This is a genomic window from Bdellovibrio sp. ArHS, assembly GCF_000786105.1.
Classification (GTDB): domain Bacteria; phylum Bdellovibrionota; class Bdellovibrionia; order Bdellovibrionales; family Bdellovibrionaceae; genus Bdellovibrio.
The window spans coordinates 99,590-111,837 of record NZ_JTEV01000011.1 but is presented as its reverse complement, the minus strand read 5'-3'; the positions used below and the strand labels follow the sequence as shown (position 1 = coordinate 111,837).

Here is a 12,248-nt window from a genome sequence, read left to right as displayed (position 1 = left end):
CCGAAGTCCCGTTGATTTTTGAGGCAAAAAACCGAGAAGTATTTTGGATATTGTAAATAACTTTTGCAGCCACCTTGAACGTTTCGACCACCTGCAAATAACTTTCACGAATGGGTAGAAGAGAAATCTTCTGCCCATTTTTTATTTTATCGATGTTCAAGAAAGAGTCCTAAGCTTTGGCGAGCTGGGGCGCCGGTTAGCCGGCAGACTTGCGAACTTGGTCTTGGTAGATGACGTAGGCTTTTAGAAGAGCATCCAGGCGCAATGTCATAGCGACATCTTGCTCGATGAACATCAGACGACGGGGGTCTGTCATGTCTCCCACGATTTTTGCGCGGAAGAGCAGTCGAGCCTTTGAGGGGTCTGGATCAAACGGATTCACGATAATAAGATCGAAAGGTTTGTTCAAAAAATCTCGAGGAATCTCGTCCTCTAACATTGTGCCACTTAAGGAAATATTCTTGGAGTAAGTGCGGAAGGAACGAATTTTAGAAACCAGAACGACTTCAATTTTAAAGTTGTGACGAGGATCTCTGCGGCGATCTGCACCACTCGGTTCGGCTTTGGTCGCCTGAGCCGGGGGCTGCTGAGGCTCGATCTTCTTCTTTGTAGAATCAGGCTTAATCTTCGCAATCTTTTTTAGATCCAATTCATCACCATTGAAATCTTGATGATGATAACCGCCAAACTCCTGCTGTTTGAGGGGAGCTTCCCCAACGACGACTTGCGTATAAGGGCTGTCCGCTGACGCCGTGGTAGGAGGCGCATTGTGTGTCGCTGTGAGCGTATCATCGGGAACAGGAGTTGAACTATTGGTATTGAAGGTCGGCTCTTTGGGGCGCGGTGGCTGAGCCAAGACGAAGTATTTCTGATCGGAAGTCAGGAATTCCTTAACACTGATCCATTCATCCCAGCCGGGTGTCCAAAGAAAATACTTGTGGTGAGTCGAGGCATCTAAAGAGAGCAAAGTGACCTGCGCCTGAACGACAGACATCGGTTTTGTCTGCTTTTTTGTTTCAGCGTCGTAAATGATCCAAACTTTGCCTTGCGTTTTCATAGACTCCCCAGGTTACGCAACCTAAGGAGTTTATCGGAAAAAACAGGTAACTTCTTTATACGCGAATGCAGGCTGCGATGTGATCTGGAGATTTTAGCTCCAAAGGCGGGACGATAGTCTTGCAATCCTCAATCGCCATAGGACAGCGAGGATGGAAATGGCAGCCCGATGGTGGATTGATAGGTGATGGAACGTCCCCAGTCAAAATGATACGTTCGTCACGACGACGAGGATCTGGAACCGGAATCGCTGACATCAGGGCCTTAGTATAGGGGTGCTTCGGATTGCGGTAAAGCTCTTCAGCTTCAGCCATTTCAACGATTTTTCCCAAATACATCACGGCCACGCGAGTAGAAACGTGTTCAACAACCTTCAAATCGTGCGCAATGAAAATATAAGTAAGGCCGAGCTTTTGTTGAAGCTCCATCAAGAGATTGATGACCTGGGCCTGGATAGAAACGTCCAAGGCCGATACGGGCTCGTCACAAACGATCAATTCAGGGTTCACTGCCAAAGCACGGGCGATACCCACACGCTGACGTTGACCGCCCGAGAATTCATGCGGGTAACGATTTAAGTGTTCGCGACGAAGGCCGACCAGATCAATCAACTCATGAATACGATCCTGACGGTCTTTGGCAGAGTCATAAAGATCATGAATGATCAAAGGCTCTTCCAGAATTGAACCGATGGTCATGCGCGGATTCAAAGAAGCAAACGGATCTTGGAAGATGATTTGCATTTTTTTACGCATATCACGCAGCTCTTCGCCTTGGATGTGCGTGATGTCTTTGCCATTGTAAAAGATTTTACCAGAGGTCGTGTCGTGAAGACGAATCAAACAACGACCCAACGTGGATTTACCACAACCGGATTCACCGACTAGGCCTAGCGTTTCACCTTTTTTTAGTTCAAAGGAAATACCTTGAACGGCTTTTACTGACGCCACCTCGCGGCTGAAGATTCCGCCGTAGATAGGAAAGCTCTTGGTGACATTTTCAACTTTCAAAAGAGGAGTGCTCATTCTTATTTTACCTCTTCAGTCAAAGGGTGGTAACAAGCCACTTTGTGAATTCCACGAAGGTTTTCAAGTGATGGATAGGACTCGCGGCAATCAGCCTGTGCATACGGACAGCGGTCAGCAAAACGACAACCTTTAGGAAGGTTGTACAAGCTAGGAACCATGCCCTTGATAGTTTTTAACTGATCAAGCTTTTGACCGGTTTCAAAGTGCGGGATCGAGTCTAAAAGACCTTTGGTGTACGGGTGTTTTGGACGATAGAAGATATCTTCAACAGTTCCAAATTCCACCACGCGGCCCGCATACATCACGGCAACTTCTTGGCACATCTCTGCGACCACGCCCAAGTCGTGCGTAATCAGGATCATGCCGGCATTGAAGTCTTTTTGTAGTTTGCGCATAAGATCCAAGATCTGCGCTTGGATGGTTACATCCAAAGCCGTTGTTGGCTCGTCGGCGATCAAAAGTTCAGGATTGCAGCTGATGGCCATCGCGATCATCACACGCTGTCTCATCCCGCCGGAAAGTTGGTGCGGAAATTCATGGAAGCGTTTTTCAGGAGCTGGAATGCCCACAATACGAAGCATGTCGATAGCACGTTCGCGCGCCTGCTGTTTGTTCAGATCTTTTTGGTGAAGAAGAATTGCTTCTTCGATCTGATCACCGATTGTGTAAACTGGATTCAAGGAAGTCATCGGCTCTTGGAAGATCATCGCGATTTCGTTGCCGCGAATCTCGCGCATTTGGGAGTCGCTCATGTCCAAAAGGTTCTTGCCTTTAAAAACAATCTTTCCGGATTCAATCTGACCTGGTTTTTGAATCAGGCGCATGATTGAAAGAGATGTAACAGATTTTCCGCAGCCAGATTCTCCAACGATTCCAAGAGTTTGGCCCTTTTTCACATTAAAGCTGACGTCGTCAACAGCGAAAAAAGAACCATCGTCGGTTTTAAAGCGCGTCTTAAGATTTTGAACCTCTAAAAGAATATCACTCACCGGAGATGACCCCCATTTAAGGCTTCATCTTATATAGGCGCAGGGGCTCCGACGCAAGCCTACAAAAGCGCTCTGGTCCTTTTTTCTGGCGAATGTGCGTCATGCTCTGATTGAGAGCTTTTCTAGCAGGGACGAGAGCTCTTGATAGTGCCCTAAAACTCCTCGAGGCTCATATTTTTCTAGCAGAGAAAGCGATGTGTATCCGAAGCCGATCGCGATGGCAGGAACCCCTGCCCGTAACGCCGAAAGGACATCGGGAATCCCATCCCCAATCATGAAGGTACTTTCGGGTGTGCGGTTGGCTAATTTCATCATTGTCTGTAAGGGGAGGGGGCTGGGTTTGCGCTCTTCTAGAGTGTCGGCGCCAAAAACATTCACCCAGTCAAAACGATCTAAACCTAAATGGCTGAGAATGGCTTTGGCGGGACGTTCGTTTTTGTTGGTGATGATGGCCTTAGGTCCTTCGTAGGAAGAAAGAAATTTTTCTACGCCGGGGAAGATAGTGGTTCTATTAAACATCTCTTCTTCGTAGATGCGTAAAAATTCCATTTCCAGTTCGATAAGTTCCGAGGGCTCTAGATTGTCCGCTAAAAAAAGATCGGCAATGAGCTTCTTTAAGCCTTCCCCAATGTGGGAAATAATAACTTCATCCGCAAGCGGCACTTTGCCGTGACTTTTCAGTGTGCGGTTCACGGCGACAACAATGTCAGGGGCCGAGTCGATCAATGTGCCATCGAGGTCAAAAGCAAGAAGTGGATTCATGTTCCCATCTTGCCGCCTTTCAAATTATTCCACAATCTCAAAATCCACGCGACGATCGCGTGCTTGCTGGGACTCGCTACCCATCATGTCGGATTGTACTGCGCCCATGCCGATGGCTTCGATTTTTTCTTCTGGAATGCCTTTTTTTACCAGATAGTCTTGGACGGCCAACGCGCGCTGTTCAGAGATATCCTGATTTTCACTGCTATCACCAATGGCGTCGGAAAAGCCCGTCACGCGAACAGTCTTAAACGAGTTGATGGATTTTTTCATTTCGTCAGCGATTCCGTCCAAAGCGCGGCGATTCGAAGCCGAAAGCGCAGTGCTTTTGGGGTCAAAGCGGATGTTTTGCGAAAGTGCGGTGAACTTTGTGCTGCGACTCAGGTCTTCATCCCCTGTCTTTCCCAAAGCGGCGACGGAGGATTTCGGTGCATTGGCGGATGCCGAGTCTGTGGCGGGACGATAATATTCTCTGGGTTCTTCTTTGGTGGCGCATGCGTTTAGGATCCAAACTGACAAAGCGAGCAGGGAAAGGGCTTTGCATCGTCTCATGATTTTCCTCCTTGCTGGAAACAGCAACACGAAATCCTATTATTTCCAGGGAGGTGGCCTACCGCAAATTAACTTCCTGTTAACTTCGTCGGGAATTTATGAGAAGATTCCTGCATGCGTGAGACGGTGTTAACTAGCAAAGAAAACTATATGGATTCTCTTCTGCTTGAAGAGAACGAAAATAAAAAAATGTCGCGTCAGTTTGCCGAAGAACTGGGGTTGGCTCGGATCAGTATTTCACCTGCTGAAGCACAGCTCATTAAAACGCTGGTCCGTTTGCACGGGGCGAAGAAGTTCGTAGAAATCGGCACTTTGACGGGTTTGTCGGCGCAGTATTTATTCGAGGCTCTTCCTGAGGGTGGTGAACTGTGGACTTTGGAAAAAGATCCTCGGCATGGCGAAAAATCAGCGAAAGTTTTTGCCAACCTTGATCAGAGCAAAAAGAAAATTCATCTGGTCATGGGTGATGCTCGCGCCGAGCTTGAAAGAATCTCGGCAGAGGGCCCTTTTGACGGGGTTTTCATTGACGGAAACAAAGCCGCGTACTTCGATTATCTTACTTGGGCGGAAAAGAATTTGCGCGTGGGTGGTTTAATTCTCGCGGATAATATTTTCTTAAGTGGCGCCGTCTGGGGACAGGCGACGCAGCAGAAATTCTCTGAAAAACAAATTAGAATCATGCAGGAATTTAACCAACGTCTTGCGGACCCGGCGCTTTTCGAAGCGGCGGTGGTGCCCTCCTACGAAGGTCTTTACGTCGCCATCAAAAAGTAAGGGCACCTCTTAAGGTCCTCACTAGATTTGTTTGTAAGCTTCGATTTTCATTTCAATCGAGTAGTCTTTCGAGGCTTCCTTTAGCGGCGCAAGCAGCCACGTCCATTCTTTTAACTTTTCATAGCCACTGAAGTTCACAGGATAGTGTCCCTTGTAAATCTCTTCACCTTTTGGATCGCGATAAGTCACTTCCCGATCGGCGTAAATAAGCTTCGTACCTTTGCACGCGCTGAGGTTTTTCAAGTGAATTTCGGCAAAGCCTGTGCAAAGAATGTCTTTTTCTTCAAGAGTTAAGGCTCGTTTGATCTTCTTTTCAATCGCTTCAATGGGCAAGAGGGCCAATTGCGAAAGAAGATTTCCCGAAACGATCAGATCAGCTTCAAAGTTAAAAAGTGTTTCCTGTGCCAACTTGTCCTTCAGTTCATAAAGATCTTCAAGACTGTGCAGGTCTTCTAATTTTGCCAAGCTGCCGGAAAGATCTTGGGTGATCAACTTCACTCGCGATGTGCGCTTTGCCAGAAGATGATGACGGATCGGGTGAATCACGTCGACAAGTGTGATGGAATGAAAATTCTTTTCTAAAAGATGTACCGGTATTTCATGCAAGTGGGAACTTCCCAGAATCACCACGGACTTTTTCTGAGGTAAGGTCCTGACGGTGTCTAAAAATAGATCTTGGCAGTTTTTCAGATGTGGAAGCCAGGCCTTTTTGCAGCGGTGATAGCGCGCCTGTAAAGCGATCGACTGGTAAAGAAATCCGTATTTCTTAGCAACGGGGGAGGTCGGTGTAAAAAGAAAGATAAAGGCTTCGCGAATCATTCTTAGGGGATACCAAATATCTTTACCAGGGTCATGGATTTTTAGGCCCTGAAATTGCTCAAGCTATTTTATACGACATGAGTCGCAAATTAAGGGCCTTTGACTCTCTATCTTTTAGACAGGGGCTGCCATTTTGCGTTCGCAGGGTTTTTAGGAGTTTTTGTGGTGAAGTGGATGCAAACAGTGATTTTAGCGGTGTTGATGATGGCCGGGTCTATGGCCCAAGCCTATCAGTTGACGTGCAACTGGGTGTTTTCCGAACAAGTGGAAATCTTCTTAAATCCCGATTCTCCGCAAAGAATCCTAAAAGCCATTGAGCAGTATAAAACAATCATGGGGCTGACAGAGTTTAATCACAAGCCGGGCTCTTTGGATCAGGCTAAGACAAATCTTCAACATCTTTCGCCTGAAAAGAAGGCCGAACTTCATCGCTTGATTGCTGAATACTACAACGAAGTGAAGGCACTAAAATACAACAACGAGGGTCCTTTTAAAACCTTCAAACGTCATATAGATCTTGTCGTTGCCCGAGAAATCAATGCGGCACAGTTTTTTAAAGATGCTATTTATAAAAACGGTCGATCTTTGGAAGAAACTTTGACGGCGTATTATGAGCGCGTTCAGCAGATCACCAAAGTGCCGGTTCTTCTTAAAGGAGAGGATGTTCTTTTAACCGCGATTCGTCTTCAAGACCGCTTTTTATCTCGTCGAGACAACACGATTGTCTTGTATGGAAGCTTCGTGAATGGCAAGGCCTATTCTAAGTCCAGCGACCTTGACTTTGCGGTGATGAATCCAAGACTTGAAGCGCAAATGCGGGAAACGGAACTTCTTCCGATGTTGCAAGAGTTTCCTTTGTCAGAGGCACAGGCTCATACCATTTCTCCGGCCCAAGTGCATGGCTTGGGCTCGATGAATCCCCTGGTTTTGATTATTCGTAAAGACTATATCGTTCTTCGCGTTTATGAAAATGGCCTGCACAAGGACTTTCAGCGAAAGAATGTTAAGTTCCATGAGTTCTACTTCTAAGCCGCTTCTTGGGCTATTGCAGGGGTAGGACCCGGGCCGCACGAATATTAATCAAGTCTCCCACCCTTTCGATTTGACCGTGAATTTCCAAAAGGGATCTTCCATAAATAGCCAGGCGGTCTTTTTGATAAACCTCCGGATGAATCACGATATTCATAAAGCCAAATTCATCTTCCAGAGTAATAAAACACATGCCTTTTGCCGTCGGTGGTTTTTGAGTCACGGAAACCAACCCCGCCAAACGCACTTTGGCTTTGTTCTTCATCCGGGACAGATCGTTGGAGGCGAAGTAAGGAACAAAACGTTGAGAAATCAACTCGTTATTTTTTTCCTTCAAGTAAGAGCGCAGTACTGAAAGCGGATGCGAGTCCACTGAATAACCTTTGCTGTCGTATTCACGGCGCAAGCGATCCCAATTCGATTCAAAAGGAATATTGTCGGCATCATTGTCTTCCTCTTCCGCAATTTCGAACTGCTCTTTGGGATGTCCCCATAAAAAACTTTGTTGATCCAGGCTTAAACTTTCTAGATGCCAGATCAGTTCGCGGACATTGGCGTTGAAACATTCAAAAGCTCCCGAGGCCGCAAGCTTCAGTAAGGCGCTGCGCGGAAGTTCGGTGCGATGAATGAAGTCGGCGATATCTTTAAAAGGGCCGTGCGCCTTTCGCGAATCCTCGATACGACGAAGAAGCGCTTCGGGAAAACCGTACATCGAACGCAAGCCCACGCGTAAAGCATGAAATCCGGAAGAAGAGGGTTCTTCTAACGTGTAGTCATAGTCAGAATGCTGCACGCACAAAGGATGAACTGAAACACCATGCCGTTGTGCCTCTGCGACCAAAGTGCGAGGTGCGTAAAACCCCATGGGCTGGCTGTTTAAAAGACCGCAGGCGAACACATCGGGATGGTGATTTTTGATATAGCAGCTTGCATAGGTTAAAAGGGCGAAGCTGGCAGCATGGCTTTCGGGGAAGCCGTAATTGGCAAAACCTTCGATGGTTTTATAAATCTGCTCGCCGTATTCCTGGCTGATGCCATGGGCGGCAAACCCGTCCAGGATTCTTTTGCGAATACTGTCCATGGTTGAGCGTTTACGCCATGCCGACGACATGATTCTGCGCAGTTCGTCGGATTCGCCGGGGGAAAAACCAGCGGTCTTAATAACTATCTGCATGACTTGTTCTTGAAAGATGGGAACGCCATGGGTTTTTTTTAGAATTGGAATCAAATCCTTGTGAGCATAAGTGACTTTTTCTAAACCTTGGCGACGCTTTAAAAAGGGATGGACCATGCCTCCCTGAAGAGGACCGGGTCTTACGAGGGCGACCTCAATAACCAAATCGTAAAAAGTTTTTGGCTTCATCCGCGGCAAAGTTTGCATCTGCGCCCGGGATTCAATCTGAAAGACGCCGACCGTGTCAGCGCGACTGATCATTTCGTAGGTGGAAGGGTCGTCTTCCTGGGAAAAAGAAGCCAGATTAAAATGCAGACCTTTGTGATTTTTCAAAAGCTCAAAACATTTTCGCAAACAAGTCAGCATGCCCAGGCTAAGCACATCAATCTTCATGAGCTTTAAGGTGGCGACATCGTCTTTATTCCACTGAATCACATAGCGGCCATCCATGGTGGCCTTTTCTACCGGGACCATTTCAATCATGGGATCTTGAGTGATCAAAAATCCCCCTGTGTGAATACCTAAGTGACGAGGAAAGCCCCGCAGTTGTTGGGCAAGATGTAAAAACATCTTCCAGTGATTTAAATCTTTTACTCCAAAGCGCGTCGCCGATTCAGGTTCTAAAAGGCGACTGATTCCATCTCGACCCATAAACTTTGCCATAGAGTTTATTTTGTCCAGAGGAATGCCAAAAACTTTTGCGGTCTCGCGAATTGCCATGCGGGAGCGATAGCGAACCACCGTACACACCATGGCCGCATGTCTTTCATTATATTTTTCGTAGATATGCTGAATGACTTCTTCGCGTCGACTGTGTTCGAAGTCGATATCAATATCGGGAGGCTCGCGACGTTCGCGAGAAATAAAGCGCTCGAACAACAAAGTAATTTTACTGGGGTCCACAGAAGTCAGGCCAAGGCAATAACACACGACGGAGTTTGCGGCGGACCCCCGGCCTTGATAAAGAATGCCTTTGCTTTCCGCAAAAGCACAGATCTCTTTTAACGTCAGAAAATAGTCTTCGTATTCAAGCTCTTTAATCAAGGCTAATTCTTTTTCGATCGTTTGCAAAATTTTGTCAGTGGGTCCTTTGGGAAAACGATTTTTTAAACCTTTGAACGTCAAATCCCGCAAATATTCAGAGGGCGTCATACCTTCTGGTAAGTTGGACTGGGGATAGCGATAGCGAATTTCATCCAAGGAAAAATTCACTCGTCCTGCGATCTCCACAGTTTTTTCCACAAGATCCAGGCGGTCTTGCCACAATGACGAAAGATCTTCAATGCTGCGGTAGCAGCGCTCGGCGTTCTGTATCAATTTATCTTTGGCTTCGAACAAAGTGGTGTGATGTAAAATACAAGTGATGACGTCAAACAAAGGTTTTCGTTCCGCTGTGTGCATGAACGGACGTTGTGTGACAAAAAGACGGGCCTGATATTTTTCCTCTAAAAGAAAAGCCTGACGGCAGAACTCTTGCGATTCCCAAGTCAGGTCCCGCCATACAGGAAGATAAAGACGGTCCCCAAAAATTTTTTCTAATTTTTCATAGCGTTCGGAACTCCAGGGTGGAATGGCTATGCACAACAGGCCTTTATTGTGGGCTGCGACCTGTTCCAAGGAAAGCTTCGAAAATCCTTTAGAGGCCTGTCGTTTACCTAAGGTGAGCAACTGGCAAAGATGCGAATAACCTTCTTTATTGAGGGGAATTAGAGTTACAGCGGTTTCATCAGTTAATGTCAGTTCAGAACCAACTAAATATTTAAAACCCTCTTTGGCCTGCACGGAAGCCTCAAACATGGACGGTGATTTCACGGAAAGAAAACCGCGCACAACACCGTACAGACCGTTTAAATCACAAATGCCGACGCCATCATAATCCAGTTTGATCGCTTCAATCACCATTTCTTCCGGGGAGGAAGCGCCTTGCAGGAAAGAAAAATTACTTCGACCTAAAAGCTCAACAAAACCTTTGGCTCGGGGTTTGGATTTAGCCGCGCTTTTCTGTGACTGGGAAGAAAGCGCGGGCAGCTTCACTTTGTGATTTCCACTAATCAAAATAGCCATGCAAGTACACCTGTGAATTTATGCGATCCTTGAAAACCCACAGAAGCTGACCTTGATGAGAGAGCGCAAAATAGTAATCTCTGTTTTTTAAATCTTGAACGGATATCTGCCACCAGGACGATTCGATTCGTTCGCTGGGTAGGGATGAAACAAAACGCAGTTTCTGCGCTTCGGCCGTCGACAAGGGCAGAGGCTTGTCTAAAAGTAAAGCAGGGCGAGGGCTTGATGCCAGGGACTTGGCATAGACGGATTTCACCTGCAAAGCCTCTTCCTGACGTTCCACCAAGTCCTGAGGCTTAAAGTCTTCAGGCCAATCCGTGACCAGCCGAAAACTGTGTTCGGGAAAATGGCTGGCCTCGATCTGTAAAAAGCCCATGTCGCATTGAGCTTGCTTGGCAAAACTAATCAAACGTCGCCAACGGTCTTCCGTATTGTCGCGCGGTTCGAAGAAATCCAGTTGCTGCACTTTCTCTGGCACATCAAATACGGAAATCTCAAACTCTCGAATAGGATTTTGTAACACCAACGACGTCAGCTTTTTTTCCAGCAGATCTTCAAAAAGCTCTTGATCACGTGTGGGGCTGACCGGCTCGATACTTACTGGATGTTTTTTGTCCGAGTATTCACAATGCAGAAGCAAGTCCATACGCTGGGCATAACGGGAAAGACCGGTCAGCCGCGCAAACAAGATATCCATGTGGGGTTTGATTCTGGCCATCAACAAAGGCACGGCCGCTAGGGGATCGTCAAAGTAACCATAGCCCACAAGAGGGTCGCGAGGCGCAAGAGGTGAAATGACTTGAGCGTCCTGAGAATGCAAACGATTCCAAAGTAAAACACCGAAATCCCCCCATCTTTCGCGCAGTGAACTCATGCGGAAATTTAAAATATCTTCCAGACCATGCACGCCCAGGGTGTGGAAGAAAGAAATCATATGTTCAATAGGTCTTTTTTGTGGCCATGGATGAAGACCTTCCATGTCTTTTAAGGCATCCAAACCCAAACCGCGAAAACCTTCTTGTTCTTTTCCGCGCGGAGCAATGTAAGACGGACGCCAACGAGAAAACATTTGCGCCACCGGAGCCGTATCTGCAATAGCCACTGCGGGATCACCTGAAAATTTGGTAGCGATCTCTAAAGCTTTTTCCAGAACACGATGTTCGCCGCCAAATAAGTGCTGTGTGGACTCGATTTCCACAAAAATAAATTGCGGAAAACGAAACTGCACACGAGGACTTAAAAGTAAAAAGGCCTCAGCTGAGGAGCTTTCTTGCGGTGTTTTTAAATTGATGCATAAAGTTCGCATGGATCATACTCCCGGCAATATTAAAAGGTGTTGGGCGGTGCAAGGCTCTTTGAATGGTGATGAAATCGCGTTGAAAGCTCATGATTAAACTAAAAAGAGGATTGATGAACTTCACAGGCTTCTGATTCACAAAGACCAAAGCCACTTTGTGCAACCGACAAAGACGTTTCAATTTTTGCAGCTGGTGGTTCTTTAAAAAGATTTCTTTTAAGTTGCAGCCGATCACTTCAAACAAAGAACTTGTGATCAGCTCTTGCAATAACCAGAAAAGCTGGTCTTTTTCCTGGGGCTCTTTCACTACCAACAGGCGCTTTAAATTAATTTTTTGATGCGAAAGGTGAGTCGGGAATAACTGCGCATCGCCATTGATCCAAGCCGCCCATTTATTCTGCGCATGAACTTGCTGAACAATGCGAATCCAGAGCGAGGTGGCTCCGGTCCCGGGCAGTCCTTGCAAAAGACTTAAGTCTCCTTGCGGGATTCCCTTCCAGAGTAAGAAGTTGTCCAGCACGGCAAGACCCGTGGACAACCCAGCTGGGGGTTGCAAGTTTTCAGCAGAGACAAAAGGAACATTTTGTAGTTCGGGAAGGGCGAGGGCACGCATAAAGCTCTCCGTTATTTACATATAATTTACATAGTAATTTATATGTAAGTCAAAGAGCTAAATGTGAATATGGACTAAGGTTTTAGTTTAA

At 46.6% G+C, this 12,248-nt stretch carries 11 protein-coding genes; 2 read left to right on the top strand and 9 right to left on the bottom strand.

All coding sequences use genetic code 11. From position 1 onward, the window contains the following. Positions 1 to 196: 196 nt before the first annotated feature. From OM95_RS05915 to OM95_RS05895, 5 genes are all read right to left on the bottom strand, one after another. Positions 197 to 1,057 (bottom strand): PilZ domain-containing protein, encoded by an 861-nt coding sequence (locus OM95_RS05915; protein ID WP_041871340.1) that lies wholly within the window; start codon positions 1,055 to 1,057, stop codon positions 197 to 199. 55 nt (positions 1,058 to 1,112) lie between these two features. Beyond that, positions 1,113 to 2,081, bottom strand: coding sequence for a dipeptide ABC transporter ATP-binding protein (locus OM95_RS05910; protein WP_041871337.1), 969 nt, complete (start codon positions 2,079 to 2,081; stop codon positions 1,113 to 1,115). Between the two features lie 2 nt (positions 2,082 to 2,083). Next, a complete protein-coding gene (locus OM95_RS05905) occupies positions 2,084 to 3,073 on the bottom strand; it encodes an ABC transporter ATP-binding protein (protein WP_041871335.1) in 990 nt (329 codons plus the stop codon). Between the two features lie 99 nt (positions 3,074 to 3,172). Further along, entirely contained in the window at positions 3,173 to 3,835 is a 663-nt protein-coding gene (locus OM95_RS05900) for an HAD hydrolase-like protein (RefSeq protein ID WP_041871332.1), read from the bottom strand. 24 nt (positions 3,836 to 3,859) lie between these two features. Then, positions 3,860 to 4,387, bottom strand: a complete 528-nt coding sequence (locus OM95_RS05895; protein WP_291515647.1) for an OmpA family protein — start codon at positions 4,385 to 4,387, stop codon at positions 3,860 to 3,862. Positions 4,388 to 4,501: 114 nt separating this feature from the next. Between OM95_RS05895 and OM95_RS05890 the strand changes: the two genes are divergently transcribed. Next, complete coding sequence (locus OM95_RS05890; protein ID WP_041871330.1) at positions 4,502 to 5,161, top strand: class I SAM-dependent methyltransferase; 660 nt, start codon at positions 4,502 to 4,504, stop codon at positions 5,159 to 5,161. A 21-nt stretch (positions 5,162 to 5,182) separates the two neighbouring features. Here OM95_RS05890 and OM95_RS05885 read toward each other — a convergent pair whose 3' ends face one another. Further along, positions 5,183 to 5,980 (bottom strand): hypothetical protein, encoded by a 798-nt coding sequence (locus tag OM95_RS05885; protein WP_041871327.1) that lies wholly within the window; start codon positions 5,978 to 5,980, stop codon positions 5,183 to 5,185. A gap of 162 nt (positions 5,981 to 6,142) precedes the next feature. On the opposite strand from OM95_RS05885, the gene OM95_RS05880 reads away from it, so the two are divergent. Continuing rightward, entirely contained in the window at positions 6,143 to 7,009 is an 867-nt protein-coding gene (locus OM95_RS05880) for a hypothetical protein (RefSeq protein WP_041871325.1), read from the top strand. A gap of 13 nt (positions 7,010 to 7,022) precedes the next feature. Here OM95_RS05880 and OM95_RS05875 read toward each other — a convergent pair whose 3' ends face one another. The 3 genes from OM95_RS05875 to OM95_RS05865 are packed head-to-tail and all read right to left on the bottom strand — an operon-like array spanning position 7,023 to position 12,157. Beyond that, complete coding sequence (locus tag OM95_RS05875) at positions 7,023 to 10,247, bottom strand: error-prone DNA polymerase (protein ID WP_041871322.1); 3,225 nt, start codon at positions 10,245 to 10,247, stop codon at positions 7,023 to 7,025. Next, positions 10,231 to 11,553, bottom strand: a complete 1,323-nt coding sequence (locus OM95_RS05870; protein WP_291515645.1) for a hypothetical protein — start codon at positions 11,551 to 11,553, stop codon at positions 10,231 to 10,233. Before OM95_RS05870 ends, OM95_RS05875 begins: the two co-directional genes overlap by 17 nt. Beyond that, positions 11,501 to 12,157, bottom strand: coding sequence for a recA protein (locus OM95_RS05865; RefSeq protein WP_041871320.1), 657 nt, complete (start codon positions 12,155 to 12,157; stop codon positions 11,501 to 11,503). Before OM95_RS05865 ends, OM95_RS05870 begins: the two co-directional genes overlap by 53 nt. Positions 12,158 to 12,248: the final 91 nt, after the last annotated feature.

Excerpts from the sequence above, each read along its gene's own strand:
- OM95_RS05915 (WP_041871340.1), bottom strand. The coding sequence starts at position 1,057 with ATGAAAACGCAAGGCAAAGTTTGGATCATTTACGACGCTGAAACAAAA.
- OM95_RS05910 (WP_041871337.1), bottom strand. The coding sequence starts at position 2,081 with ATGAGCACTCCTCTTTTGAAAGTTGAAAATGTCACCAAGAGCTTTCCT.
- OM95_RS05900 (WP_041871332.1), bottom strand. The coding sequence starts at position 3,835 with ATGAATCCACTTCTTGCTTTTGACCTCGATGGCACATTGATCGACTCG.
- OM95_RS05895 (WP_291515647.1), bottom strand. The coding sequence starts at position 4,387 with ATGAGACGATGCAAAGCCCTTTCCCTGCTCGCTTTGTCAGTTTGGATC.
- OM95_RS05890 (WP_041871330.1), top strand. The coding sequence starts at position 4,502 with ATGCGTGAGACGGTGTTAACTAGCAAAGAAAACTATATGGATTCTCTT.
- OM95_RS05885 (WP_041871327.1), bottom strand. The coding sequence starts at position 5,980 with ATGATTCGCGAAGCCTTTATCTTTCTTTTTACACCGACCTCCCCCGTT.
- OM95_RS05875 (WP_041871322.1), bottom strand. The coding sequence starts at position 10,247 with ATGGCTATTTTGATTAGTGGAAATCACAAAGTGAAGCTGCCCGCGCTT.
- OM95_RS05870 (WP_291515645.1), bottom strand. The coding sequence starts at position 11,553 with ATGCGAACTTTATGCATCAATTTAAAAACACCGCAAGAAAGCTCCTCA.
- OM95_RS05865 (WP_041871320.1), bottom strand. The coding sequence starts at position 12,157 with ATGCGTGCCCTCGCCCTTCCCGAACTACAAAATGTTCCTTTTGTCTCT.